The 25,301-nt window shown below is 66.5% G+C and carries 28 protein-coding genes, 1 tRNA gene and 1 CRISPR repeat array; of the genes, 12 read left to right on the forward strand and 17 right to left on the reverse strand.

Features of this window, described 5'->3' with window-relative positions:
* Positions 1–60: 60 nt before the first annotated feature.
* Entirely contained in the window at positions 61–303 is a 243-nt protein-coding gene (locus tag E3U25_RS18380; protein ID WP_114536302.1) for a helix-turn-helix domain-containing protein, read from the reverse strand.
* Positions 304–529: 226 nt separating this feature from the next.
* On the opposite strand from E3U25_RS18380, the gene E3U25_RS18385 reads away from it, so the two are divergent.
* Together E3U25_RS18385 and E3U25_RS18390 are read left to right on the forward strand one after the other, a co-directional pair.
* The gene (locus E3U25_RS18385; RefSeq protein ID WP_166435527.1) at positions 530–1,258 is read left to right on the forward strand and encodes a helix-turn-helix domain-containing protein; all 729 of its coding nucleotides are present in this window, start codon (positions 530–532) and stop codon (positions 1,256–1,258) included.
* Positions 1,259–1,451: 193 nt separating this feature from the next.
* The gene (locus tag E3U25_RS18390; protein ID WP_116221942.1) at positions 1,452–1,631 is read left to right on the forward strand and encodes a hypothetical protein; all 180 of its coding nucleotides are present in this window, start codon (positions 1,452–1,454) and stop codon (positions 1,629–1,631) included.
* Positions 1,632–2,171: 540 nt separating this feature from the next.
* On the opposite strand, the gene E3U25_RS18395 is transcribed toward E3U25_RS18390, so the two are convergent.
* The 7 genes from E3U25_RS18395 to E3U25_RS18425 all read right to left on the reverse strand — a co-directional run bounded on the left by E3U25_RS18395 (position 2,172) and on the right by E3U25_RS18425 (position 10,718).
* Positions 2,172–2,720 carry a tyrosine-type recombinase/integrase gene (locus E3U25_RS18395; protein ID WP_036759304.1) on the reverse strand — a complete coding sequence of 183 codons (549 nt, stop codon included), beginning with the start codon at positions 2,718–2,720 and terminating at the stop codon, positions 2,172–2,174.
* 243 nt (positions 2,721–2,963) lie between these two features.
* A CRISPR array of direct repeats spans positions 2,964–3,329; the repeat unit is 36 nt; unit sequence GTTGCGGTTGGCCTGCGGTTTCTGAAGCGCTAACCT.
* Between the two features lie 72 nt (positions 3,330–3,401).
* Complete coding sequence (gene cas2 / locus E3U25_RS18400) at positions 3,402–3,707, reverse strand: CRISPR-associated endonuclease Cas2 (protein WP_114537290.1); 306 nt, start codon at positions 3,705–3,707, stop codon at positions 3,402–3,404.
* A 35-nt stretch (positions 3,708–3,742) separates the two neighbouring features.
* Complete coding sequence (gene cas1 / locus E3U25_RS18405; RefSeq protein WP_116221941.1) at positions 3,743–4,675, reverse strand: type II CRISPR-associated endonuclease Cas1; 933 nt, start codon at positions 4,673–4,675, stop codon at positions 3,743–3,745.
* 10 nt (positions 4,676–4,685) lie between these two features.
* Entirely contained in the window at positions 4,686–7,913 is a 3,228-nt protein-coding gene (cas9, locus tag E3U25_RS18410; RefSeq protein ID WP_116221940.1) for a type II CRISPR RNA-guided endonuclease Cas9, read from the reverse strand.
* A 1,171-nt stretch (positions 7,914–9,084) separates the two neighbouring features.
* On the reverse strand, positions 9,085–9,663 hold the full coding sequence (locus E3U25_RS18415) for a hypothetical protein (protein WP_140847974.1): 579 nt from the start codon (positions 9,661–9,663) through the stop codon (positions 9,085–9,087).
* A gap of 13 nt (positions 9,664–9,676) precedes the next feature.
* Complete coding sequence (locus E3U25_RS18420) at positions 9,677–10,294, reverse strand: hypothetical protein (RefSeq protein WP_140847971.1); 618 nt, start codon at positions 10,292–10,294, stop codon at positions 9,677–9,679.
* Positions 10,295–10,301: 7 nt separating this feature from the next.
* Positions 10,302–10,718: a helix-turn-helix domain-containing protein gene (locus E3U25_RS18425; RefSeq protein ID WP_116221937.1), complete on the reverse strand. Its 417-nt coding sequence runs from the start codon at positions 10,716–10,718 to the stop codon at positions 10,302–10,304.
* 108 nt (positions 10,719–10,826) lie between these two features.
* Here E3U25_RS18425 and E3U25_RS18430 point away from each other — a divergent pair, with 108 nt between their 5' ends.
* Positions 10,827–11,105, forward strand: coding sequence for a hypothetical protein (locus E3U25_RS18430; protein WP_244295157.1), 279 nt, complete (start codon positions 10,827–10,829; stop codon positions 11,103–11,105).
* Entirely contained in the window at positions 11,105–11,719 is a 615-nt protein-coding gene (locus tag E3U25_RS18435) for a BRO-N domain-containing protein (protein WP_116221935.1), read from the forward strand. The genes E3U25_RS18430 and E3U25_RS18435 overlap by 1 nt, the downstream gene beginning before the upstream one ends.
* A gap of 98 nt (positions 11,720–11,817) precedes the next feature.
* On the opposite strand, the gene E3U25_RS18440 is transcribed toward E3U25_RS18435, so the two are convergent.
* The 3 genes from E3U25_RS18440 to leuB all read right to left on the reverse strand — a co-directional run bounded on the left by E3U25_RS18440 (position 11,818) and on the right by leuB (position 14,223).
* Positions 11,818–11,894: transfer RNA gene (locus E3U25_RS18440), tRNA-Pro, on the reverse strand.
* Between the two features lie 196 nt (positions 11,895–12,090).
* Complete coding sequence (locus E3U25_RS18445; protein ID WP_072461696.1) at positions 12,091–13,044, reverse strand: DMT family transporter; 954 nt, start codon at positions 13,042–13,044, stop codon at positions 12,091–12,093.
* 60 nt (positions 13,045–13,104) lie between these two features.
* Positions 13,105–14,223, reverse strand: coding sequence for a 3-isopropylmalate dehydrogenase (gene leuB / locus E3U25_RS18450; RefSeq protein WP_036759322.1), 1,119 nt, complete (start codon positions 14,221–14,223; stop codon positions 13,105–13,107).
* Positions 14,224–14,377: 154 nt separating this feature from the next.
* Between leuB and E3U25_RS18455 the strand changes: the two genes are divergently transcribed.
* Complete coding sequence (locus E3U25_RS18455) at positions 14,378–14,779, forward strand: carbohydrate kinase family protein (RefSeq protein ID WP_036759324.1); 402 nt, start codon at positions 14,378–14,380, stop codon at positions 14,777–14,779.
* A 102-nt stretch (positions 14,780–14,881) separates the two neighbouring features.
* On the forward strand, positions 14,882–15,688 hold the full coding sequence (locus E3U25_RS18460; protein WP_116221934.1) for a uracil-DNA glycosylase: 807 nt from the start codon (positions 14,882–14,884) through the stop codon (positions 15,686–15,688).
* Positions 15,689–15,697: 9 nt separating this feature from the next.
* Here E3U25_RS18460 and E3U25_RS18465 read toward each other — a convergent pair whose 3' ends face one another.
* Positions 15,698–16,480: a protein-disulfide reductase DsbD domain-containing protein gene (locus tag E3U25_RS18465; RefSeq protein ID WP_072461694.1), complete on the reverse strand. Its 783-nt coding sequence runs from the start codon at positions 16,478–16,480 to the stop codon at positions 15,698–15,700.
* 107 nt (positions 16,481–16,587) lie between these two features.
* Here E3U25_RS18465 and E3U25_RS18470 point away from each other — a divergent pair, with 107 nt between their 5' ends.
* Positions 16,588–17,160: a YqgE/AlgH family protein gene (locus E3U25_RS18470; protein ID WP_036759328.1), complete on the forward strand. Its 573-nt coding sequence runs from the start codon at positions 16,588–16,590 to the stop codon at positions 17,158–17,160.
* Positions 17,161–17,163: 3 nt separating this feature from the next.
* Here the strand turns inward: E3U25_RS18470 and E3U25_RS18475 are convergent, their stop codons facing one another.
* Positions 17,164–18,114, reverse strand: coding sequence for an L-threonylcarbamoyladenylate synthase (locus E3U25_RS18475; RefSeq protein ID WP_036759330.1), 951 nt, complete (start codon positions 18,112–18,114; stop codon positions 17,164–17,166).
* Positions 18,115–18,228: 114 nt separating this feature from the next.
* Between E3U25_RS18475 and E3U25_RS18480 the strand changes: the two genes are divergently transcribed.
* The 4 genes from E3U25_RS18480 (at position 18,229) to E3U25_RS18495 (ending at position 21,825) form a co-directional block, all read left to right on the forward strand.
* The gene (locus E3U25_RS18480; RefSeq protein ID WP_116221933.1) at positions 18,229–19,920 is read left to right on the forward strand and encodes an acyl-CoA dehydrogenase family protein; all 1,692 of its coding nucleotides are present in this window, start codon (positions 18,229–18,231) and stop codon (positions 19,918–19,920) included.
* The gene (locus E3U25_RS18485) at positions 19,917–20,939 is read left to right on the forward strand and encodes an MBL fold metallo-hydrolase (protein ID WP_036759335.1); all 1,023 of its coding nucleotides are present in this window, start codon (positions 19,917–19,919) and stop codon (positions 20,937–20,939) included. The genes E3U25_RS18480 and E3U25_RS18485 overlap by 4 nt, the downstream gene beginning before the upstream one ends.
* Positions 20,940–21,001: 62 nt before the next feature.
* Positions 21,002–21,154: an aa3-type cytochrome c oxidase subunit IV gene (locus E3U25_RS18490; RefSeq protein WP_024845773.1), complete on the forward strand. Its 153-nt coding sequence runs from the start codon at positions 21,002–21,004 to the stop codon at positions 21,152–21,154.
* A 23-nt stretch (positions 21,155–21,177) separates the two neighbouring features.
* On the forward strand, positions 21,178–21,825 hold the full coding sequence (locus tag E3U25_RS18495) for a hypothetical protein (RefSeq protein ID WP_052096194.1): 648 nt from the start codon (positions 21,178–21,180) through the stop codon (positions 21,823–21,825).
* On the opposite strand, the gene E3U25_RS18500 is transcribed toward E3U25_RS18495, so the two are convergent.
* The gene (locus E3U25_RS18500; protein WP_036759337.1) at positions 21,810–22,142 is read right to left on the reverse strand and encodes an AzlD domain-containing protein; all 333 of its coding nucleotides are present in this window, start codon (positions 22,140–22,142) and stop codon (positions 21,810–21,812) included. The genes E3U25_RS18495 and E3U25_RS18500 overlap by 16 nt on opposite strands.
* The gene (locus tag E3U25_RS18505) at positions 22,139–22,915 is read right to left on the reverse strand and encodes an AzlC family ABC transporter permease (RefSeq protein WP_083539059.1); all 777 of its coding nucleotides are present in this window, start codon (positions 22,913–22,915) and stop codon (positions 22,139–22,141) included. Before E3U25_RS18505 ends, E3U25_RS18500 begins: the two co-directional genes overlap by 4 nt.
* Positions 22,916–23,013: 98 nt before the next feature.
* Here E3U25_RS18505 and E3U25_RS18510 point away from each other — a divergent pair, with 98 nt between their 5' ends.
* A complete protein-coding gene (locus E3U25_RS18510; protein ID WP_116221932.1) occupies positions 23,014–23,601 on the forward strand; it encodes a GNAT family N-acetyltransferase in 588 nt (195 codons plus the stop codon).
* Here the strand turns inward: E3U25_RS18510 and E3U25_RS18515 are convergent.
* Entirely contained in the window at positions 23,598–24,572 is a 975-nt protein-coding gene (locus tag E3U25_RS18515; RefSeq protein WP_116221931.1) for an RAD23 family protein, read from the reverse strand. The two genes, E3U25_RS18510 and E3U25_RS18515, sit on opposite strands and share 4 nt — an antisense overlap.
* 17 nt (positions 24,573–24,589) lie before the next feature.
* Positions 24,590–25,060 (reverse strand): transcription elongation factor GreA, encoded by a 471-nt coding sequence (gene greA, locus E3U25_RS18520; protein WP_024845767.1) that lies wholly within the window; start codon positions 25,058–25,060, stop codon positions 24,590–24,592.
* Positions 25,061–25,301: the final 241 nt, after the last annotated feature.

Consider the following 25,301-nt stretch of genomic DNA (forward strand, 5'->3'; position numbering starts at 1 on the left):
ACCAAACGACAACCAAAAGGGGCGCCTGTGTCAGCAGGGGCCCCTTTTCATATCCCGTTGTCAGCTGTGTCCGGTTTTCATACCCTCCTCTGCCTCGTAACGATCGGGAAAGAACTGCTGCGGCGTGGTCCCAAGCTGGTCCGCGATCTCGCGCTGCACGCGGTGCGACCGACGGTAGCCTTGGCTCACCACGGTCACGCTGCTTTGCGAGATGCCGAGCGACCGGGCGATCTTTGCCATGGATGATCCCGCCAACCGGAGCCGGAACTTGAGGAGCTCATGGTTTTCAAGATCGACCTTCATGGGCTGATATAAGTCCTTGGTCTGCAGAGTTACTCTGCGAATCAGAGATTCGAAAAACCACGATTGGCGCAACAAGATTGATGACCACTTCTCATTTTTGCTTCAATTGACCGGTAATAATGGCAGCCAAACTGAGAAGAGTTCGTAAAGCATGCACTATTTTATGGTACGCTCTGATCAGCCCGCCATATCTGGAGCTCTTTGGCGGCGTGTCGAGGAGAACTGCATGTTCGGATTGACCGACGAGGAGACTGCGGCACTTGTGGCAGCCAGGGCGGCTGTGCAGAACGCCCAGAGTATCGTCGATCGTCTCGAAAGGAAAATTTTCGACGCTGAATCAGAGGCTATTCGCGCGCGAAGGCGGACGCCCCGATCATCTGTAGCCGCAACCCTGTCGGCTAATGCCTCGCCTCGGCAGGACTTTCCAAAGCCTGCTTCAAAGAGATGCTCCCGGTCATCGTCTCTCTCGCGACTGCTCTACCCGCCGACGCCGCCGCCCCGCGAGGCCATCATCGACACCTTCGGCCTGGTAAAATCGTTCGGCGGCCTCGCGAACACCTATTCGATGGGGCACGCGCAAACCCACCAGGCGCTGCGAGATGCCGGTATCAACATCTGGGAAGAGGTGGCGCGAGACTGGGATCGCGGCATTTCCGTCAAGGAGCTGAGTCGTCGCCATGGCATCGGTCGAGACACTGTCGCCAGATGGATCCGGAAAACGGGCCGGATCGTCAACCCGCGCAACGGCAATCGGCGATCCGATGAAGCGCTCATCGTCAAAACCTATGAGGAGACATATTCGGTCAACAAGGCAGCCATAGCGGCCGGGGTTGCTTGGGCCATGGCGCGTGCTGCTCTTTTACGGCATGACGCTTGGACCGAGAAAAGGCGGAAACCTGCATCCATCTTCGGGTCCGGAGCGGAAACGGCACGCCAGTCTTTGCCCAGTTGCTGATCGATGAACCGACTTCTATCGGCGTCAGCGAGAACAGGCCTGAATTACAGGTCCACGCGCCCCGAGCGATCGGTCGACCAACCACCGGTTGGTTTCATTGGTCGACGGCACGGCGAATCCTCCAGGAATAGGGGCCTATGGGGGCTCCGTACCGACTCAGCCGAACCACCTCACGAGCCAAACGGTGCTGACGATGGCTGAAACCACGGAAAATGAGACCGCTCGCCTGCTTCTGGACATGCGCCGGGAGATGCAAGACATGCACAAGAAACTTGCTCTGAGGCTCGACGGCATTGCCCATATTCTGGCATTGATGGAGCGGGGGCATCGCGCCAAAAGGGGCAAAGAGGTGCCTCCTTTAAAGGCGGACTGAAGCGTCGGTTATGTGATGCCGCCTGTGCGAGTCTCGACCTCGGCAAGCGGCGCGACAGCGGGTCGTCCTGTGCGGGCGACGTGCAGCATTTGGGGAAACGAACAGCGTCCATGGCCGATGATCCGGTAGTGGCGGCCCCTGCATTTGCTGTAACAGCCAATCCACCCGGCTGACCGCAATCAGCCTGCCGACAGGCTGCACCGGCACCGAGCTATCAGTCCTCGCCCCACATGTCGTCCATGAAGGCCTTATTCGCCTCGACAGTGTCCGTAGACCCCGATTGAAAACCCATCCGTGCAGCCTGCTCCTGGATCTTGCGCACACGTTCCGCAAGATCCGCCTTGGCGGGCGGAGAGTCGCTGTCGGTTCCTTGGACGCGGTCGCTTTCCATGAGGTAACGATACCATACTCTGCGACATTCAGGAACTGCCGCGCAGAAGACGTGGTGTATCCTTGACGCAAGGCCAACGAGCCCTTGATATCACCGTTCCGCCCTGCCGGCCCGCGACAGCGCGCTGACCTGCTCGGGTTCCCGGCCGGTCAGCGCCAGATATTCTGAAACCGCACCGCCGCCGTGCGGGTATAGCGTGCGGTATGGCGCGGATCGCGATGGCCGAGATAGTCCTGGATCAGCCGCAGGTCGCGCCCGGCATGGGCCAGGGCGTGACCGCAGGAATGGCGCAATATATGTGGGTGCACCGCGCCGAGCCCGGCTCGCGCCGCGATGCAGGTCAGGAGATAGTTCACCGCCTGCCGGGTCAGTGGCCCGCCACGCTCCGACAGAAACAGCCAGGGCAGCGGATCACCACGACCAGCCAGATAGCGCCGCAATGCCCGAATCTCATCCCCCGCCAGCGGCTGGCTGGTGGACAGCCCATGCTTCAGCCGCTGCACCCAGAGCCGGCCCGAGGCCAGATCGAGATCCGTCCGCCGCAGGGCGATCAGCTCGCTGACCCGCAGCCCGTGCCGGTACATCAGCAACAGCATGAGATGATCGCGCGCGCCGTGCCGGCCGGACCTGGCCGCAGCCAGTAGGCGCTTGACCTCATCGGGGGTCAGGTAATCTCGGCGGCGCCGATGCGCATCCACCGGCGCGCTGCCGTCACTCTTAACAAAATGCTGGTCGGTGCGCTATCGGGTCATCTGATTTTGCCCTGCGATTTCTGGTCCTGACTCTATCCACTCTTTACAAAACGGGCATTCTGTAAAGAGTTTGCTGTGGGTTACGACGTCGCTTCCGGCCCAATACTAGCCGGTCGTGGTACCGTTGTGCTGCAAAACAGTATTCGCCAAAGCGGACATTCGTCATTCGCAAACTGAAAGCGGGTATCAGTTGCGGTTGGCCTGCGGTTTCTGAAGCGCTAACCTTGCTTCATCGCTGGAACGCAGTCGGTATCTGTTGCGGTTGGCCTGCGGTTTCTGAAGCGCTAACCTCGAGCGCGAGGTGGTCGGATCGACCGGCCAGTTGCGGTTGGCCTGCGGTTTCTGAAGCGCTAACCTGCGAAATCCAACGCCGCCCGCATCGAGGCCGTTGCGGTTGGCCTGCGGTTTCTGAAGCGCTAACCTCTTTGACGGCAAAAAGGCCGGGCGTCCCAAGTTGCGGTTGGCCTGCGGTTTCTGAAGCGCTAACCTTGACGCGCGTCCGGATGTAGGCGACCGCCTGTTGCGGTTGGCCTGCGGTTTCTGAAGCGCTAACCTGGATGTGTTGGCAACTTGTTGATTAAAAACAAGGAGTCGGCACATCCAGGCGATGCCAAATCCTGGACATAACTAGAACAGCGCCAACTGATCCGGGTTTTCGCGGGGCTTGCGGCGGCGCTGGCTGGAGAATCGGACGATTCCCTCATACTGCTTGTCGGTGAACGTGAGCACATGGATCTCGCCTTTCTCCGGCAGGTTACCCTCGATCCGCTTCAGATGCGACTCATAGCTGTCCTTGCCGTTGCAGAACCGGGCGTAGATCGAGAACTGGCTCATCTCGAAACCCTGATCCAGCAGAAACTCTCGGAACTTCGTGGCGTCCCGCATCTCCTTCTTGCTGCCCACCGGCAGGTCGAACATCACGAAAATCCACATCAGCCTGTATCCGCTCAGATATGACGGGTCCTTCTTCACGCGCCGTCCCCCTCGCCGCGGCCGAGCGCGGCCCAGTCGAGCGCGCCGGGCGGGTCGAACAGCAGGAGATCGGGGCGGCCGGTCTCGAAGGCCTTGCCAAGCGATTGCGCCATCCGAACAGCGGCGATGGAGACGGGCGAGGTCTCGCCGGCAATGCCCAGATCGAAGGCGATCAGGCGGGCGAAACGCCGCTTTTGTGCGGGATCGAGGCGGGTGATGCCCTCGCGCATCATCGACTTGGCCAATGCATCCACCAGCGGCCGGAACGGCTCGATCAGGTCGTCGGCCAGCGCAAAGGCATTGCCGCGGTTGGAATGCTGGATGCCCAGCGTCGGATGCAGGCCCGCCGCGACGATGGCGCGGGCGCAACTGGCCCGCATCACGGCATAACCGTAGTTCAGCAGCGCGTTAACATCGCCGGCGTCGCGGTTGCGGCGGAAATCGGGGCCCATCAGCAGCGGCCAATAGCGCCGCGCGGCCTGCGCCTCGAGGTTCTCCTTGTCGCCCGAAGTCACACGACGGGCCATGAAAGGAAAGGCCTCGGCCCCAGGGGCTCCGCGCGCTGCGAGCAGCGCTCCCTGCATCAGTATCTTGGCCGAGACGATACGGCGCCAGAGCTGTTTCATCAGCGGGGTTGAGGCCCCGATCTGTGCCTGCATCCGGGCGTTCTGGGCGTGATGGCCGTCCAGCGGCAGGGTTACGGCGACGGGGGCGTGCGAGGCGTTGCAAAAGACGATGGGCGCCCCCCGCTCGGCCAAGGCCGCGACGATATTGCCGGTCCAAGTGACGCCATGGGCATGGACGATCAGGGCGTGGATATCGTCGAGCGCCACGCGGCCGACCTCGGCCCGGTCCTTTTCGACCATGAGGAAACCGCGGTGGAGCGAGAGATGCAGGCCGTCGGTGGCTATATCGACGATCCGGTCCATCCCTCGCCCGCTATTCGCGTGGGCCGGGATCGAAGACGCGACCGAGTGGATCGATGCGGACCTGACGGGCCTTGGCGTTTTTTAGGGAGCTGGGAGAAAGATAAGTGTATTTGAACGGATCGGCGTCGTTCGGTGCCGCGTCCCGGTTCTGAAGCTTGCCGCCCTCGTTCGGCGGACAAAGAGTCAGCCGCCCGGCTTGGTTGAACTTAACGACCCGCATAATCTCCCGAAGCCCACCATTACGCTCCACCGCGATCATATCGTTCTGGCGTAGCGATAAAACCTTTTTCGCCGCTGGGTGCGGGCGAAGGTCGCGATAATCGCTCCGGTGCGCGTTGAAGGTGGACACAACATCATGCCGCCAGGAAGCGTCGGGCATCCGCCAGACATTGTATCGGTCGTTGGACGCCCCGGCATAGCTTTTGTAAGGTTTTCCTTCCCTGTCGTGGATCGGGATGACGTTCAGCGGCTCGCGTATCCTCACCCGGCGGATGCCCTTGAACACCGGATGCTCCTTGGCGAAGCGCGCTAGGGCCTGATCGAAGGCCTTGCCGGAACAGTCCCGGGTGGCGAGCCACAGGGCGTTGCGGAGGGTTTCGTCGGGAATACAGTCGGGGTCGGCGATCTGCGTGGGCTTCAGCGAGGCCAGGAGAACGCGGTGCACGACGATAGGGGTCTTGCCATCGGTGGTCTTCAGGCCGGTCAGGCCATAGGCGGTGTCGTTGTGCAGCTTGCCCGCCGTCACATCGCGGTGGCGCGAGGGTTTCGCGCTGCGTCCATGATCGGGCTTGTGCGTGGCGACTGTGCGGGCAAGGCACGCGCCCAGGTCCTCGCGGAAGCCGTCCCAAGGATGCGGCAGATCGTCGAACAGGCGCTCCAATTCCTTTTCCTCCGACCGGGCCGCTGCGGCTGCGATCTGCTGCATCCGGGACAGAGATGTCACCGCCGCGACCGTGGCGTCAATCGCATGGTGGCGGTGATCCAGCCGGTTCTTCGGTGCGCTGGAATGTTCGTTCTCGACGAAGTTATGGTCGGGCAGCAGGCTGTTCAGGCCCCAGACCCGGCGCAGCATCGCGGTCATGCGCCCGGGGATGACATCGACCCGGCCCTCATCAGCAGTCGGATAAAGGCCGCGCAGGTATTTGTCCGCGATCCGCGCCAGATACTGGGTATCAGTCAGTTGGCGGGCGGCGAAGCCGCCGTCGCGTTCCAGCCGCTCCATCGCGTCGGGGCCAAAGCGCCATTGTTTCGAAGGGTGCATCCGCGCAACCTGGGCCGAGATGATTTCCCATTTCGCCTCGTCCTCGTGCCACCGATCCCAGGGCGTCTTGTTGCCCTTCTGGCGGTTGCAGTTGCGATGGACCAAAACTTTGTTCGCCGGGCTGTCGTCGAGCGACCTGGAATAGGGGATGATATGGTCGATATCCGCTAGGCTATTGAAAATCTGCGCCATGCCAATCGGCTCGCCGCAGTAGGGGCAGCGACGGTCGAGGGGGTTCGACGGGTTCAGCTCCTCCCATTGCCGCATCAGGGCGCGGTTGGCGCCGGTATCGGCAATACCCGCCTCAACAAGCTTCTCGCCCCTGCGGATCGCCGCCTCGGTATCCCGCCTGATCCGTCGCTGATGCTCGTCCTTCTGCTTGTCATTGAGCTTCAGTTCGCGGGCGAGTTCGATGACGATCCGGTCGGGCCTGCCATGCCGGGCGATCACCGCATTCACCAGCTTTTGCAACTGGCGCAGGCCAATATGGACGGTGGGATTGGTGACCTTGCCATATTGGCGTTCGAGCGGATCGCCGTACTCCGCCTTGCCGGGCGCGATCTCACGGGTCAGGACCTCGCCGTAATAGGGCAGGAGGTCGTAAACCTCGCCCGTCCGGTGATCGCTATGGTGGAACCCTGCCGCCAGCGCGGCCTTGTCATAGGTAACGACCTCGGCCTTTAGAGCCGCGATCAGCCGCCGGGTCGCGGTCTCGCCGAAGCGGCCGTGCCCCTCGGGCAGGTTCGTCCTGGCCACCGCGACCGCCGCCGCCTTGTCCAGCCCGCAGTCGGATTGCAGCCAGGCCAGCAGGATATCGGGATTTTCCTCGTTCTGCACACGGTCGATGATCTGCAACTGCCGCTCCAGCGGGAAATGCGTCCAGCGATTGCCGAAGCGCTTCTTGTCCGCCATCTCGGCCCGGACCTCGTCGCCCGCCAGGTCCTTGCGGGCTTCGCTTTCCTTGTTGAACCGCTCGCCCTCGGCCAGTTTCAGCACCTTCTTGGCCAAAGTGGCGAAGGTGACTTTCTTGTTGTCGCGCAACTTGAGGATCAGCCGGTCCCGTTCATCCAGCGTCAGGTCGCGCGCAGCGGCTCCGGCGGCGACTACCTTGAGGTTGTTCACCTCCTCGTAGAGCCGCCGTTCCTGGAACAGCGGATGCGCCTTTGGCAGCCGGCGCTCGTCGTGAGGCACACCGCTCATGCCGGCGAAGGTGCAAAAACCCACCTCGGGCGTTTTCAGCGGGCGCTGAAAGAACAGGATGCGATGGATCGCGGTCCGGGCCGTGTCGGTCAGCAACTCGGGGTGGTGGTGTTCCTGCGCCTCCCAGATCGCCGCGAACTCCGCCTCGAGATGGCTGCGCTGGGGATAGAAATCATAGGCCTGGTTCTCGCCACCCATCCGCACCCGCGCCGGTTGCCCGGCGTCGATCCGGTCGGCCAGAAATTGGCCGAGGGTGCGCTTGCCCAAGGCCGCGTCCAGCGCCTGGCCGGCGGTGGCGATCTTGCCGGTTTCGGGCTCGTTTCGGCCCCGGTCGGCCTTACGGTTCGACTTGAAGCCGCGCCGGGTGTTGAGGTGGAAGATCGCCCGGCCGATCTCGTGCGGCGAAAGTGGCTCCGACAAAGCCCGGCGGCGCAGGACATGGGGATCGGTGTCGGCCAGCGCCTTCGTCTCGGCATTCGGCAGCGCCTGGTTGCGCCGCCGCCCATGGCCCGCGGGCGGGTCTCCGGGCAGCAGGCCGAGCGCGATCAGCTTGTCCAGAAGAGCCGAGCGGCGACCGATGAACCTGTCCCGCCGCCGCCGCGCCGAACGGGCCTCGCGCCGCGCTTCGGCGAGGGGTGCGCCCGATTGCGGGTCGCGCCCGGCACCGGCGGCGGCGCTGAAGATGATCACGCCGAGATCGAGGATGCGGTGTTCGTCTTCGATGAGACACCAGCCCAACGACGACGTGCCAAGATCAATGCCGAGTGTAGTGGTCATGACATTCTCCCATCCCGCAGGCGCCACCTTTGCATGCGCTGTCGAGCATGGCGAGATACATCTACCGCAGACGGTTTTCTGCCCGGCCAGGTCCAACCCCGGAACCGGACAGACTTGCAAAATTGGAACTTGGCAAATGCCAATGTGGCGGCAGCGTCCTGCCTTCACAGCAGGGCGCGTATTTAGGCCCACACCTTTTCAGATGTGGCGAATACGGTAGCGCCTCGTTGCGGTCGGTCCGCGGTTCTGAGCCTCTCCATCGGACAGCCCCGCGCCGTCCGATGGGGATTTGCTCGCCGATGTGCGTCCGCGCCATGTCCATCACCGCTCTTCCGGAAGCCGTTTCCGTATGAGCCGCCCACATGGCGATTGACTCCCGGCGCGCCTGATGGGAAGTTCAAGGTTCAGAAACCGCAGGCTGGCTGTTAACAAGCAGCTTGACTGCACCAAATAAGGGCAGGGCTGCGGCCCTGCCTTTTCTTATGCGTGCTCACGGACGGTCCACTGCTACCCCTTTGATTTCTACCCCAATCGCGAGCAAAATTCGCTGTTTGGCCAGACCCGATATATGGTCGCTACTGGACGGCCAGCCATCATCTCTACTCCGGGGCTCGTCAAGCCGCATGTGAAAACCGATCCCCATGACGGCATGGGTGTTCGGGGATTTTCCGATGATCTCCATCTCTGATGGTAGACCGTCGGTTGGCGATGCTGTCAGCAGGAACGGCTGCTTTCCTAGGCCTGCTGCAGATGCTACGCTGCACTGCCGTTGTTGTTTGACACGAATATCTGGACTGATCTGCGAAGAGGCCCGAAGATCTGCGAAGATCGGCGAAGGCCCAGCAAAATAAGGCTGTGAGGGGTCTTGGAGGCCGAAGTCGAGGGACGGGCGAATATGTCCTGGACTAAGGCTTCAAAAGGGCTTCAACGGGGTTGTGAAGGCCCGTGGCGGTGTGAGGCCGTCGAGGCCAAAGATATCAGCATTTGCAGGAGATTGCGAGGCGGAGCGGGCGTTGGGCCCGTGCTGCAGTAGGCTCCGAACATGCAAATCGGCCCGCAAGTTCGATCTGCCATTTGCATGTTTGCAAAAACCGTTGAAATACAAGGAAGTACGCCGCGGGCGAAGAGCCAGCGGCGTCGATGAACATGCAAATGAATTTTGCCGGGCGGCTTACTCTACGAGGTCAACGGTGACGTCGCATGTTTCGTTGTCAAAGCTGCCAACTGCCTTGCCGAGCATGAGCGCACCAAAGCCGTTCTTGGCGCGGTATGTCATCAGGATCTGGTTGCGGCCGTCTGGCTGCACGGGCCATGTCTGCGTCTTGTCATGCTCAAAGCTGTGAGGGTCATGCAGCCTTTCCTTGACCTGCGTCACCAGGCCGCGATGGCTGCCATCCCATCCACTGAGGCAGTGGAAGCCATAGCGTTTTTCATGCGCCTTCTCTTTGGCCTTTGCCGCAGCTTCGACTTTCGTGGCTTCTGCGGCGGCCTTGGCTTCAGCCTCTGCCTCGGCGGCCAGACGCTCGGCTTCGGCCTTTTCGGCCACGGCCTTTCGTGCTGCCGCTTCTGTAGCCGCCGCAGCCTCTTCAGGGGATAGTTCGACTTGCGCGGCTGTCACTGGCTCGGCGTCACCGGTCAGCCAGTTCCATCCCCAGACCACCAGGCCAACAACGATGAGCAGGCCGATCATCCCGTCGCGAAATTCTTGCAGCTTCGACTGCGGTGGTTGCGGCTTTTCGAATAGTTTCACGATCTGTTCCTCATCACCGCTTGTTGCGCCGCCCGGCGATGTAGCGATACGCTCTTTCCAGTTCATCGTTGGCAAGCTCTGTCAGGCTACCCGCATTGAAGTTCTTGCGGATATACCTGTCCAGCGCCTCCGCATCCTCGGGCGCCTTGGAGTTCACCTTGATGTAGGCGTAGCGCGTCTTACGCCATTGGTCGGCGTTCTTGATCGGTGCTGACCGCATCCCGTTCAACTGGCCGCGACGCTGGTAGAGATAAGAGCGCGCCTGCTCGAAGCCATCAAGCGGGATCTGCTCCAGCTTTTTCACCTCGTCGAACTGGTTGAAAAGTGCCGAATAGACACTGCTGAACCCTCTGGGGCTTCTCTTCAGTCGCGCCTCGGTCTCGGCCACCTCCTCCACGAGTTTCCGCAGGATTGCCCGCTGCTCTGCCGTAATATGCTCGATGCCGGGCCGCACTTTTGGACGGGCAGCGGGCGGCGAGGGCAGATGATAGTGAACGTCGCCGCCCGCGACCACGTTTCCGTTACCGTTGACGCTGACCGCATTTCCAGCCCTGGACTGTGGGCGCCTGCGCTTCGGCTTGGTTCCTTCCTTGAAAAGCTGGACGATCTTGTCCTTGGGGTCTTCCGACATCGTTACCTCAAGCGGTTTTTACCAAACGAATGATTTCAGCCGAGGCCGATTCGCCCTGGCTGGCAAGAATGTCATACGCGGCCAGCGCTAACTGGGCCTTGACGGCGGGCGGCGCGGTTCTGTTCGTGGCAGCCAGCCCTTCCTCGATCGCCTCGATGGCGGTGGCCAGCCGTTCGCGCAGACGCGGGGGAAGCTGATTGGCCGTGGGCGCCGGAAGTCCAGAGCGGCGCTCGCCTGTCAGGATGTAGAGTACGTCCGCACCCGCCGCCGCGATGGCGGCTAGATAGGAGGCGTCTGGCTGACGTTTCCCGCTCTCATAGTTGATCTGCGATTGCTTACCCACACCGCCAATTTCGGCCAGCTGCGGTTGGACCATATTCAGCCGCAACCGTTCCTCCCGCAGCCGGTCAGAAAAAGACGACATTCGTAAACCTTCCTCTTGACGGTATACGTTTGTAAACCTAATCTCACTTTTAACCATGCGGCACCCGCTCCGCGACAGGCAAGTGAGACAGACATGACACGGCAGGATATGATTTTCCAGCCCGGCGCCGTCCTCCATGAGGCGGTCATCGGCGGGCTGCGCGCGAACGGCACCAATTTCAGTGCATGGTGCCGAGAGAACGGCGTCATCGAAACGGTGGCGCGTCAGGCCACCTTCGGTCAGTCGCGAGGCGAGAACGGGCAGGACATCCTTGCCCGCCTGATCGAGGCGGCGGGGCCAGATTTCGTTCGTCAGGTCTACGAGCGGCGCCTGCTGGATCACGCCGATCAGATCCGCGCGGCACAGCGCAAGCGGGGCGCCGCGTGATGACCGCCGCGATCATCCCCTTCGATTTTGAGGAACAGGCCGTCCGCGTGGTGATGCGCGACGACGCGCCCTGGTTCGTCGCCGCAGATGTGTGCCGGGTGCTGGAGCATTCGAACCCGACTGTTGCGATCAGCCGCCTTGAGGCTGACGAGATCCAGACGGTCAATCTGAATACCCTAAACAGTAGTGAGGGTATTCGCGGCAACCCGAACGCCACCATCATCAACGAAAGCGGCCTCTACGCGCTGATCCTGACCAGCCGGAAGCCGGCAGCTAAGCGGTTCCGCAAATGGGTGACGGCCGAGGTGCTGCCGGCGTTGCGCAGCCAGGGCCGCTATGAACTGCCCGGTGGCGAGCCGCAGATGCACGAGATCAGCGCCGACCGCCTGATCGAATTGTTGCAGGCCGAGAACCAGCTGCTGCGGTCCGGCGTCAGCCGTCAGTCTGCTTTCCGCCCAACGCGTCGATCAGATCGCGCAACATGGTGCACGGTGGCTATGATATGTAAGGCGGTGAGCAGCAGCGTCCGGCGTTTGACGGAAAGGCGAATCCAGTCGCTCCCCTCGTGTGCGACCATCACTATTAGTGGCGGACTCGCTCCCGAGCACCTTTAGCCACACGAAATCAGTGCGTTGACGAGAAATCAGTGGCTGGGAGAGGCAATTCTCATGATCAAAAAGGCAAAACTACCTGCCCCTTATCAAGAATTCCATGGTCGGAGCGAGAGGATTCGAACCTCCGACCCCCTGCTCCCGAAGCAGGTGCGCTACCAGGCTGCGCTACGCTCCGACCGTGAAGGGGCAGGTAGCCCCTGGGGCGGCGGAATGCAAGGGGGAATCTTGCGGGACAGCCGCAGAAAACAGCGTCAGCCCCGCGCACAGCAAGCGCGGAGATCTCGCCTGCCGGTGCCGGGCGAGTGCCGCGTCAGCCCCGTGCGCGTAGCAGGCGCATCAGCGCGGTTTCCGAATGCAGGAAGCCTTCCGCGTCAGCCCCGCGCGCGCAGCAGGCGCTGCAACAGGCTCCAGCGCGGGGCCGTCACCGCCTCGGCGCCCAGGCGCGCCCGCGTCGCCGGGCGCAGGCGCGAGGCGCCCAGCCGCTCGCGCATCAGGATGTAGAGCCCCGAGGCCATGATCAGACCCGCCCCCAGCACCGTCGGCCCGTCCGGGCTTTCGCCGAACAGGAACCAGCCGTAACCCACCGCCCAGAGCATCTGCGAATATTGCATCGGCGCCACATTGGCCGCCTCGCCGGCCTGATAGGCCAGGATCAGCAGGAAGCCCGCCGCCAGCCCCAAGGCCGCGATCACCCCGGTCAGCGCGAGGTCGCCCAGCTCCATCGGGCGATAGGCGAAGCCCAGCGAGGCGCCGGTCAGCAGGAAATTCCCGATCATCGGCCAAAGCAGCAGGATCACCGTCCGCTCGGACCGGCCCAGGCGTCGCACGGCGATGGCGGAAAGCGCCGTGGCCGTCGCCCCCATCAGCGCCGCCAGGTGCCCCAGCCCCAAGGGCGTCACGCCGGGGCGCAGCACGACCAGCACGCCGCAAAGCCCGGCGCAGACCGCCAGCCAGCGATGCAGCCCGACCTTTTCGCCCAAGAGAGGCACCGACAGCACGGTGACGATCAGCGGCGCGGCGAAGAGGATGGAATAGACCTGCGCCAGCGGCAGCACCGAAAAGGCATAGAACCCGCCGATCCCCGAGATGACGATGCAAAGCGAGCGCAGCCCGACCCAGAACGGGTTGCGCGGCAGCAGCGTGCCATGCGTCGGGTCGCGCAGCAGCAGCACCGCCAGCGGCGGAAAGGACAGCAGCGCCGAGAAGAACAGGATCTGCAGCGCCGGATAGGTGGCGCCCAGAACCTTGATGATCACGTCATGGGTCGAATAGAGCCCCATGGCCAGCAGGGCGAGCAGCGCGCCCTTGATGTTGCCCGCCGTCATGCCCCTCCCCGACGGTTCGCAGGTTGGGCCGCGCCCGGCGATGCGGGCGCGACCTGCCGGTCACAGCGCCGAAAGCGCCGCGACGATGTGGTCGCCCATCTCGGCGGTCGAGACCGGCTTGCCGCCCTCGGCCCCCATCAGGTCGCCGGTGCGCACGCCGTCGGCCAGCACCTTCTCGACCGCCTTTTCCAGCAGGTCGGCCTCGGCGCCCAGGCCGAAGGAATAGCGCAGGCACATGGCGAAGCTGAGGATGCAGGCGATCGGGTTGGCCTTGCCCTGCCCGGCGATGTCGGGGGCCGAGCCATGCACCGGCTCGTAAAGCGCCTTGGGCCGGCCGTTCTCCATCGGCGCGCCCAGGCTGGCCGAGGGCAGCATGCCCAGGCTGCCGGTCAGCATCGCCGCCGCATCCGACAGGATGTCGCCGAACAGGTTGTCGGTCACGATCACGTCGAACTGGCGCGGATTGCGCACCAGCTGCATGGCGCCGTTGTCGGCATACATGTGCGACAGCTCCACGTCGGGATATTCGTTGTCGTGGACCCATTGCACCTCTTCGCGCCAGAGGATGCCGGATTCCATGACGTTGGCCTTTTCCATCGAGCAGACGCGGTTGCCGCGCTTGCGGGCCAGTTCGAAGGCCGAGCGGGCGACGCGGCGAATCTCGCCCGAGGTATAGCGCTGGGTGTTGACGCCGACGCGGCCGCCCTCGTTGCCGGGGGTGTCGTCGGCGGAAATGCCGCGCGGCTCGCCGAAATAGACGCCCGAGGTCAGTTCGCGCACGATCAGGATGTCGAGGCCGGCCACCACCTCGCGCTTGAGCGAGCTGAAATCGGCCAGCGCGTCGAAGCATTGCGCGGGACGCAGGTTGGCGAACAGGTCCATCTCCTTGCGCAGGCGCAGCAGGCCGCGCTCGGGCTTGACCGAGAAATCCAGGTCGTCGTATTTCGGCCCGCCGACGGCGCCCAGCAGCACCGCATCGACCGCCTGCGCCTTGGCCATGGTCTCGTCCGCCAGGGGCTTGCCATGTTTGTCATAGGCCGCGCCGCCGACCAGATCCTCGCTGACGTCGAAGGACAGGCCGCGGTTCTGCTGGAACCAGCCGATGACCTTGCGCACCTCGGCCATGACCTCGGGGCCGATGCCGTCGCCGGGCAGGATCAGAAGGGAATAGGTCGTCATCGCAGGCATCCTCTATGCTTCTGGCTGTTGGCAATCGCGTATCCTTGCGCCTGTGCTGCGTCAAGTTCACGGCGAATTGGGTTGCACGGGACCGGCGGATCGGGCGGGATGGGCGCGCGAAACCGAACGTCCAGAACAAGCAAGGGGGCAATCCATGAAAGCACTCGCGGCTCTGGCCGGCGCATTGGTCCTGGGGACCGGCGCGGCGCTGGCGGACGGGGGCATCACCGTGAAGCTTCCCGATGTCTCGGGCCTGTCCGACCCACAGGCGAAATCGCTGATCGCGGAACTGGCGAATGTGAACGTCATCACCTCGAACTGCCCCGATTACGCGATCACCGACGGGGAATGGACGCTGATCACCGGCACGGGCGATCTTCTGGCGGCGAAGCTGGGGCTGGACGCCGCGGCCTATGACCGCACCTATTACGGGCCAGCCTTCAAGCTGCTGGACGATCCGGGCGCCTGCGACCGCATCGGGCCGACGGCAAGGCCGCTGATCCAGCGGCTGGTCGGCATGGGCGGCGGCACCACGCCGCTGACGCAATCGCAGTAACGCTGGCGTCGCGCGACCGGGGGCAAGGCATCGTGCCGCTCGCGCAATCGCAGCTGTGCGTCGCATCTTGCCCGCGCCCGCGCCGCGCCCTAGCCTGCGGCCATGACCGCCGAACCGACCTACAGGGGATTCGCGCTGGACGCCGAGACGGCGCTGGCGCTTTTGCAATGGCAAGCCGAGCTGGGCGCGGACGAGCCATGCCTCGACGCGCCGCTCGACCGCTATGCCGCGCCCGACCGTGCCGAACCGCCCCCTGCCCCGGCCGTCCAGGCCGCGCCGGTCGTGGCGCAGCCGCGCGACGAGGCCGAGGATGTGGTCGCCCGCGCCGAGGCCATGGCCGCCGCCGCGACCAGCCTGGCCGAACTGGCCGAGGCGCAGGAAGCCTTCGACGGCATCGAGCTGAAGAAGGGCGCGCGCAACTTCTGCTTCTGCGACGGCAATCCGGCGGCGCGGGTGATGATCATCGGCGAGGCGCCGGGCGAGGAAGAGGACCGTCAGGGCCGCCCCTTCGTCGGCCGCGCCGGCCAGCTTCTGGACCAGATGTTCGGCGCCATCGGCCTGTCGCGCAAGGCGGTGGATGCGGAACACGCGCTCTATATCACCAACGTGCTGACCTGGCGGCCGCCCGGCAACCGCCGCCCCGAGCCGGCCGAGATCGCGATGATGCTGCCCTTCCTGGCCCGGCATGTCGAGCTGGCGCAGCCGCAACTGCTGGTGCTGATGGGCAACACGCCCTGCATCGCGGCGCTGAACCAGCAGGGCATCCTGAAGCTGCGCGGCAATTGGACGACGGCCTTCGGCCTGCCGGCGCTGCCGATGGCGCATCCGGCCTATCTGCTGCGCACGCCGCTGGCCAAGCGCGAGGCCTGGGCCGACCTGCTGTCGGTGGCGGCCCGGCTGGAGGGCTAGGCGGGGCGGCTAGTCCGCCGCCTCGCGGCAACCGCGGAACTCGACCGCGTCGTCGGGGCCGATCAGCGTCACCCGCAGCGCCTGCGGATCCAGCGGAAAGGGCTTGCCCGAGGCCGCGACGAAATCCGCCTGCGCCGCCAGCCGGCCGCCGGCTGCATGCGTTTCCGGGGCCGAGACCCAGATCTCGTCATCGGCCAGTTCCATCGCCACCTCGTCGCCGCGGGCGCTGTCCGCCGCGGGCAGGGTGGCCGTCACCTGCATGCCGTCCTGGATCGGGGCGATGCGGCATTCGGGCTGGCGGTCCGAGGTCTCGGGCTGGCGGGCGATGGCCGCCTCGATCAGCGGATCCGGCGCCGGGCCGGGGGGGCCGGCCTGCAATTCCACCCGCACCGGCACGCAGATGTCCTGGCAGATGCCGAAATCCACCACCGCCCTGGGCTCGACCGGCGCGGCGGGGCTGGCCGGGGTGATCTCGATCGGCAGGACCAGTTCACCGTGATAGCCCAGCGTGCGCTCCCCGCCCGATTCGATCACCTCGGGGCGCGGCCAGAGCAGCCGCACCTGGGCCAGGTTGCGCGAGGCGCCCCAGTCGAAGCGCGGCGGCACGCCGGCATCGCCGGGGCTGCGCCAATAGGTCTTCCAGCCCGGCTCGAGCCGCAGGTGCAGCGCGGTCATGCGGTGGCCTTCGGCCGTGGTCCAGCCGGGCAGCAGTTCGGCGGATGCCAGTCCGGGCGGCAGATCCTGCGCCAGTGCCGGCGCGGCGGTCATGAATAGCAGGGCAAGGGTCTTCATGCTGCCGTTCTAGTCGTCCCGCCCCCTCGGGGTGAAGTCACATTAGCGGCAATCCCTTGCGAAAACAGCCGACAGGGCCGATCTTGAGGAAAAGGACGGAGCAGATCATGGACCAGTCGAGCAACCTGACCGGCAAGATGCTGATCGCCATGCCCGGCATGCGCGACCCGCGCTTCGAGCAATCCGTGATCCTGGTCTGCGCCCATTCCGAGGACGGCGCCATGGGGCTGGTGGTCAACCGCCCGCTGCCCGAGATCGGCTTTTCCGACCTGCTGGCGCAGCTTGGCATCCAGGCCGGCACGAATGCGCTGGACATCCCCGTCCGCTTCGGCGGCCCGGTCGAGCCGGGGCGCGGCTTCGTGCTGCATCGCGCCCCCCGCGACATCGACCTGGGCGAGAACCGGATGCGCATCACCGACGACCTCGCCATGTCCACCACCCGCGACATCCTGGAAGATTTCGCGCGCGGCCAGGGCCCGCAGCCCGCCGTGCTGGCGCTTGGCTATGCCGGCTGGGGGCCGGGGCAGCTGGATTCGGAAATCCGCGACAACGGCTGGCTGACCTCGGAGCGCGGCGACGAGATCATCTTCGGCACCGACAATCCCGGCAAATGGCGCGCGGCGCTGAAATCGCTGGGCATCGACCCCCTGATGCTGTCGCCCAGCGCGGGCCACGCCTGAGCCCTAGCGCGGCGCGGCAGCACGGCGCAGCCGGTCGTTGATCGCGGCGCCCAGGCCCGCGTCCGGCACCGGCGCGACGGCGATGGGCCGCCCCTCGGCATCGGCGCGGTGCAGCAGGTCGAACAGCCGCGCCGCGGCCTCGGCCAGATCGCCCGTCTGGCTCAGCGTCATCTCGCCCGCGACGGGGCCGAAGCCGATCAGCAACTCGCCCGGCCGCGCATCCCCGGCGTTCAGCCGCAGGCTGGCGCGCGGCGCGTAATGGCTGGTCAGCTGCCCCGGCGAGGTCGGCGCCTCGGCATTGCCTTCGGGTCGGGCCAACGGCTGGCCCAGCACGGATTCGATGGCCTCGGCCGCGACGCCGCCGGGGCGCAGCAGGGCGGGCCGGCCCCGGACCCAGCCGACGATGGTCGATTCCACCCCCACCGGACAGGCGCCCGCATCCAGGACCGCCGCGATGCGCCCGCCCAGCCCGCTTTCGGGGTCGGCGACATGCGCCGCCGTGGTCGGGCTGATCCGCCCCGAGGGATTGGCCGAGGGCGCCGCCAGCGGCCCGCCAAAGGCGCGCAGCACCGCCTGCGCCGCCGGATGGGCCGGCACGCGGATCGCCACCGTATCCAGCCCCGCCGTCACCAGCGAGGCGATGCCGGCCTCGGGCCGCAGCGGCAGCACCATGGTCAACGCCCCCGGCCAGAAGGCCCGCGCCAGCGCCAGCGCGGCATCGTCGAAGACGGCGATGCGCTCGGCCGCCGCCAGGTCCGGCAGATGCACGATCAGCGGGTTGAAGCTGGGCCGCCCCTTGGCCTCGTAGATGCGGGCCACGGCGCGCGGATTGCGGGCGTCGCCGGCCAGCCCGTAGACCGTCTCGGTCGGGATGGCGACCAGTTCGCCCTGCGCCAGCAGGTCGGCGGCGGCGCGCACGCCCTGCGGGTCATGGCCAAGGATCAGCGTCTGCATTCGTTACGTCGGGTTGTGGTTGATGGACGCGGGCCGGCAAATATGATCGAAGCCCAAGGCATCAGTTACGCGCCGCAGCCGGATTTGCCAAGGCGCCAGAGGGAGAGAGTGCGGATGGCCTATCAAGCCCCGGTCGAACAGATCGCGTTCATTCTGAACCGGGTCGTGTCGTTTCCAGACCTGTCCGTCACCCAGCGCTTTGCCGAGGCGACGGCCGAGACCATGGCCGCCATCCTGACCGAGGCCGGAAAGCTGGCGACCGAGGTGATCGCCCCGGTGAACCGCGCCGGCGACCTGACCCCCGCACGGCTGGAGAACGGCAAGCTGCGCTCGTCCCCCGGCTATGCCGAGGCGTTCCGCGCCCTGGCCGAGGGCGGCTGGATCGGCATCGCCGCCGATCCCGAATACGGCGGCATGGGCCTGCCGCAGGCGCTGAACATGGCGGTGAACGAAATGCTCGCCTCGGCCTGCCTGGCCTTGCAGCTGAACCCGCTCTTGACCCAGGGCCAGATCGAGGCGCTGGAGCATCACGGCAGCGACGAACTCAAGGCGCTTTACCTACCGAAGCTGATCTCGGGCGAATGGTCGGGCACGATGAACCTGACCGAGCCGCAGGCGGGATCGGACGTGGGCGCGCTGACCACCCGCGCCGAACGCGCGGGCGACGGCAGCTATCGCGTCACCGGGCAGAAGATCTTCATCACCTGGGGCGACAGCGACGTGACCGAGAACGTCTGCCACCTGGTGCTGGCGCGCCTGCCCGACGGCGGGCCGGGCACCCGCGGCATCAGCCTGTTCATGGTGCCCAAGTTCATCCCGGACGAGAGCGGCAAGCCGGGCGTCGCCAACGACCTGCGCGTCGTCAGCCTGGAACACAAGCTGGGCATCCACGGCAGCCCGACCTGCGTCATGAGCTTCGAGGGCGCCAAGGGCTGGCTCGTGGGCGAGGAGCACAAGGGCATGGCCGCCATGTTCACCATGATGAACGCGGCCCGGCTGGGCGTCGGCGTGCAGGGCGTGGCCCAGGCCGAGGCGGCCTTGCAGCAGGCCGTGGCCTATGCCGCCGAACGGGTGCAGGCGGGGCCGATCCTGCGCCATCCCGACGTGCGCCGGATGCTGGCGGAATCGCGGGCCGAGGTCTTTGCCGCCCGCGCCATCTGCATGGCCTGCGCGGTGGCGCTGGACATGTCGCGGGCCACCGGCCTGGACGAATGGGCGGCGCGCGCCGCCTTCCTGACGCCGATCGCCAAGGCGCATGGCACCGACGTCGGCATCCGCGTCGCCGATACCGCGGTGCAGGTGCATGGCGGCATGGGCTATGTCGAGGAAACCGGCGCCGCCCAATACCTGCGCGACGTGCGCATCACCGCGATCTACGAGGGCACCAACGGCATCCAGGCCATGGACCTGGTCGGCCGCAAGCTGGCCGATGGCGGCGCCGCGGCGATGGCGCTGCTGGACGAGATCCTGGACGGCGCCAAGGCCGCGCAGTCGGCCGAGCCGGACCTGGCCAACCAGCTGTGGCAGGCCGCCGAAACCCTGCGCGAGACGACGCAGGAACTGCTGGACCGGAACATGCCGGACCGCTTTGCCGGCGCCGTGCCCTACCTCTCCGCCTTTGCGCGGGTGCTGGGCGCGCATTACCATCTGCGCGCCGCGACCGGCGGCGGCAGCAAGGCGCTGGCGCGGCTCTACATCGCCCGCATCCTGCCGCAATTCGCCGCCGACCTGGCGGCGGCGCGCGCCGGGCTGGCCGATCTTGAGGCGCTTGACGACGCCGTGCTGCTGGGTCAAATGGCCGGGTGATACGCAGCGAGACACATAACCCCCCGGCCGAGGGCGAGGCGCATGAGATCGCCCCCGGCGTGTTCTGGTTCCAGCTGCCCCTGCCCTTCAAGCCCGATACGGTCAATGTCTATGCCTTCCGCGACGCGGATGGCTGGACGCTGGTGGACAGCGGCCTGGACACCCGCCGCACCCGCGGCATCTGGCAGGGCATCCTGCAGGGCCCGCTGGCCGGCGCGCCGGTCAGGCGGCTGATCGCCACCCATCACCACATCGACCACATGGGCCTGGCCGGCTGGTTCCAGACCCAGGGGGCCGAGCTTTGGACCTCGCGTTCGGCCTGGCTGACGGCGCGGATGGGCATCCTGGACGTGCAGGAACGCCCGACGCCGCAGGCCATCGCCTTCTGGCGCCAGGCCGGGATGCCGCCCGAGCTGCTGGAGGAACGCAGCCACGAGCGCCCCTTCAACAGCGCCGATGTCTGCGCGCCCCTGCCCCCCGGCTACAGGCGGCTGGCCGAGGGCCAGCAGGTGGCCTTCGGCGAGCGGCGCTGGACCCTGCGCATGGGCCATGGCCACGCGCCGGAACATGCCACCCTGTGGTCGCTCGACGATGACCTGGTGATCGGCGGCGACCAGCTGCTGGCGACGATCTCGCCCAACCTGGGCGTCTATCCGACCGAGCCCGAGGCCGATTCCGTCGGCGACTGGCTGGAAAGCTGCGAGCGGCTGGCCGGGTTCGCGCAGCCCGAGCAACTGGTCCTGCCCGGCCACAAGCTGCCCTATCGCGGCCTGCCGACCCGGCTGCGGCAACTGGCCGAGAACCAGCGCGCCGCGCTGGACCGGCTGCTGGACGGGCTGCGGCAACAGCCGCAAAGCACCGTCGGCTGCTTTCCGCTGCTCTATCGCCGCCAGATCGCCAAGCCGGAATTCGGCCTCGCCCTGGCCGAGGCCGTGGGCCACATCAACCACCTGCGCGCGACCGGCCGGGTGTGGCCCGTGGGCCAGACCGAATCGGGCGCGGTGCTTTGGGGGGCGTGACACGGCCGGCGCCTTGGGTTATCCCTGCCCCCGACGCATCGCATCGTTTTACGGACAGGATCATGGCCTCGCATCACGAAATCACCGAACACAAGCACGGCGAAATGGACATCCGTCACCACCAGGCAACCTTCGCAGGCTTCATCAAGGCCGCGACCTGGGTCAGCGTGCTGGCCATTGCCGTGCTGGTATTCATGGCTCTGGCCAACGCCTGATCCTGACCGGGGAAAGACCAAAGATGCAAAGGCGTGCCTTCCTTGCGCTGGCGCTGCCGGCCGCGCTTGCGGCCTGCGGCTCCGACAACAAATGGGCCAGCGACGAGTCGATCCGGCGCGCCCGCTATGTCGCGGAGGGGCCGCCCTCGATCACCCTGTTCACCGTGATCGGCATCCCCCGCGGCGAAGGCGGGCATTCCGCGGTGATGATCAACGGCAGCCAGCGGGTGATCTATGATCCCGCCGGCAGCTGGGAACATCCGGCGATCCCCGAACGGCACGACGTGCTTTACGGCATCACGCCGAACTTCAGGAACTTCTACATCGACTATCACGCGCGCTCGACCTACTGGGTGGCCGAGGACACGGTGCAGGTGCCGCTGGCCATCGCCGAGGCCGCGATCCGCTCGGTCGAGCGGCAGGGGGCCTCGAACAAGAGCTTCTGCGCCGTCAACACCGGCAAGGCGCTGAGCCGCGTGCCCGGATTCGAAGGCGCGCCCACCGGCTTTTCGCCGCTCAAGCTGCGCGAATGGTTCCTGACGCTGCCGGGCGTGACCTCGCGCCGGCACATGGACGGCGACCCGGCCAACAACCACGACGTGCTGCTGCGCCAGAAAGGCGGCGCGATCGCCGGCTATGGCCGCGACGGCCAGCTTCACGTCATGAGGTAAAGCGCCGTGTAAAGCGTGGCCATCCCGCCCAGGATGGCCGCCAGCACGTTGCGCGTCGCCACGCCCACCGCCACGGCCACCGTTGCCGCGATCATCCGCGCCGGATCGGGCTCGCCATGCGTGGCCGCCGGCCAGACCACCAGCGGCGCCACGATGGCCGGCAGCACCCCCACCGCCGTATAGCGCAAGAGCCGCTGCGCCCAGAGCGGCATCGGCCGGCTGCCGAAGGCGCCAAGAAAGGACCAGCGCAGCCCATAGGTTCCCAGCGCCACGGTCAGGATGATCAGCCAGATCGTCACATCGCTATAGCCGGTCACAGGCGGGCTCCGTTTCTGCGTTCCATCAATACCTCGACCCCGGCGCCGGCCAGCATGGCCAGCGGCGCGGCCACGAACAGCCCCAGCCCCGAGGGCAGGAAGGCAAAGGCCAGCGAGGCCACAACCGCCACCAGCGCCGCCGCGACATGGGCCGGGCTGCGCAGCATCGGCGCGATCAGCGCCAGGAAGGTGACGGGCATGGCGAAATCCAGCGCCCAGCCCTCGGGGATGGCGTTGCCCAGCCAGACGCCCAGCAGCGTGGCCAGCAGCCAGAACGGGCAGGTGGCCAGCGCCGCGCCCAGGAAATAGCCGATGCGCTGCCCCATGCTCAGCCGCGGGTGCTTTTCATAATGCTGGATCGCCAGCGCATAGGTCTGGTCGATCAGCACATAGGAGATCCAGGCCCGGTCGCGCGGCCTGGCCCCGCCCAGCCAGGGCACCAGCGAGGCCGAATACATCGCCATGCGCAGGTTGACCGCGATGGCCGAGACGATGACCACCAGCGCCGGCGCCTGGTCGGTCAGCAGCTGGACGGCGGTGAATTGCGACGCGCCGGCCAGCACCAGCACGGTGAAGCCCAGGATCTGCGGCAGGTCCAGCCCCGCATCCGTGGCCACCACGCCAAACAGCATGCCAAAGGGCAGAAGCACCAGGATAAAGGGCAGCGCCTGCAGGAAGCCGTGGCGCAGGCATTGCGCCGGGCTGCGCAGCAGCGCGCGGCTCTGGTCGGGGGAGTGGCTGGGCTGGGCCGCAAGGCCGGCTTGCGCGGACATGGTGAAAAAGGCTCGCGATGCGGATAAGGCTGGCGGCACAATGGCCAAAACCGCCGCCCGACACAAGAACCACCATACAAGAACATGCAGGGACAGCCATGACCGGATCGCAGACCCCGCCCCGCATCCTGCGCGGCATCCCGCCCGAGTTGCGGGGCGCGGCGGCGGCGCTTTACTGGCGGCATTTCGGGGCGCAGATCCTGCCCTGGCCGGCAGGGCCGCGGCAGGGCGCGGCGCTGGTCCGCGCCGCCATGCGGCCGCAGGGCGCGCTGGTGGCGCTGTCGCCCTCGGGGCGGCTGCTGGGAATCGCCGGGCTGCGCGATGCGGGGGGCGGCTTTCTCGATCCGGGGCACGGCGGCTTCGTCGCGGTCTGGGGGCCGGTGCGCGGACGGCTGCGCCACCTGGCGACCGGGCTTTACCGGCCCGGCGCCGAGACGGCGGACCTGGTCCTGGACGGGATCGCGGTGCTGCCGCAATGGCGCGGGCGCGGCATCGCGCGGGCGCTGGTCGAGGCGGCCGCCGCCCATGCCCGCCGGCAGGGCCACCCCGCCCTGCGCGCCGAGGTCCAGGCCGGCAATCGCGCCGGGCTGGCGGCATGGCGGGCGATGGGCTTCCAGCCGCAGGACCGCCAAAGGCTGGGCTGGCCCTGGTCGGCGCCGGCCCATGTGCTGCGGCTGCCGCTTTAGCGCGCGCCCGCCCCCTCTGCCCCGTCGGCCCCCTCGGCCTGGGTGCCGGCGCGGCCCAGCATGCCGGTCACCTGCGCCAGCAGGGTAAAGGCCCGGCCCGAGCGGGTCTCGGCCAGCGCGGCCAGCAATTGCGGGTCGCTGTCCTGCACCTTGCGGCTCATCAGCCGGTCGAAATGGCGCAGGAAATGATGGGCGACGTCGCGAAACACCTCGTCGCCATGCAGCATCGCCCCGGCGCTGGCCAGGGCGGCCTCGTCGCGAATCACCGCCAGGTCGGCCACGGCCTCGCCGCGCGCGCCCTCGGCAAAGCGGCGCCACAGGACGGGATCGGCCTCGGGGACGGCCAGCTCGTCCATGTAGACGCCCTGTCCCGCCAACAGCGTGACCACGTCCTGCGCCGCCCGGATCAGCCGGGCCATGCCCGGATCGGCCAGCGCCAGCCGCAGGCAGCGAATCGCCTCGCGATCCTCGGGACCGTCGGGAAAGTTCAGCGCATGGAACAGCTCGGCCGGCGTCAGCTGGGCCGCGGGCGGCGAATCCAGCTCCAGGCTGGCCTGCCGCGCATCCGCGGCAGAGGGCCGCGGCGCGGGCGGCACCATGCCGCGCCGCGCGGCCGGCGCGGAAACGGGGGCGGAGGACGGCGCGGCCGCGCGCGGCTCGGCCATGGGTTCGCCGGCCATGCCCTGGTCCTGCATCCGGGCCAGCATGGCGCGCAGCTCCTCGGCCTCCTGGCGCAGGAGCAGCAGGCTGCGCGCCGACCAGACCGCCAGCCAGACCAGCGCCAAGGGTAGGATCACGCCCACCAGCCAGACCAGCCAGCCCGCCGCGCCCTGCCCTTCGGCCTCCGGGCCGAAAAGCGCAAACAGCCCGACCAGCGCCAGCCAGGCCAAGCTGACCCCCGCGCCGATCGCCAGCACGCGGTTGCGGGCCTGTTCGACGGCCAGCCTGCGCAGCGGATCAAGCGAGTCCATGCGCCCGGCCCCTTCCTTCAGACATAGCGGATCGAGATGATCTCATAGGATTTCCCGCCCCCCGGCGTCACCACCTCGACGCTGTCGCCCTCGTCCTTGCCGATCAGGGCGCGGGCCAGGGGCGAGCGGATGTTCAGAAGCCCGCGCTCCAGGTCCGCCTCGGCCTCGCCGACGATCTGGTAGGTGCGCTCTTCCTCGGAATCCTCGTCGAGCAGGGTGACGGTGGCGCCGAACTTGATCGAGCCGTTCAGCCGGCTCGGGTCGATGACCTCGGCCCGCGAAAGGATCATCTCCAGTTCCTTGATGCGGCCCTCGACGAAGCTCTGCTTTTCGCGGGCGGCGTGATATTCGGCATTTTCCGACAGGTCGCCATGCTCGCGCGCCTCGGCGATGGCGCGGATCACCGCCGGGCGCTGGACCGAGCGCAGTTCGCGCAGTTCCTCGTCCAGCTGGTCGTAGCCCGCGCGGGTCATCGGTATCTTTTCCATTCCAGTCCTTCCGGTCGCAACGGTGCGACGCCAGTCAACGCGAAACAAGCTGTTGGAACGCCCCCGGCCATCGGCCGGGGGCGCCCGCTGAAAATCCGAGGGGCATCGTGGCGCGATCCCGTCCCTGTTTCAAGTCCCGCCGGATGCGATCCGCGGCAGCCTGCCGAGAAAACGTCGCAAGTTGATTATCATGCGTCGCGTTAAGATTGCCCGCAAGAATATTACGCGCTAGGTCTTGCGC

It is taken from the genome of Paracoccus versutus, assembly GCF_029909795.1.
Taxonomy (GTDB): Bacteria; Pseudomonadota; Alphaproteobacteria; order Rhodobacterales; family Rhodobacteraceae; genus Paracoccus; species Paracoccus versutus.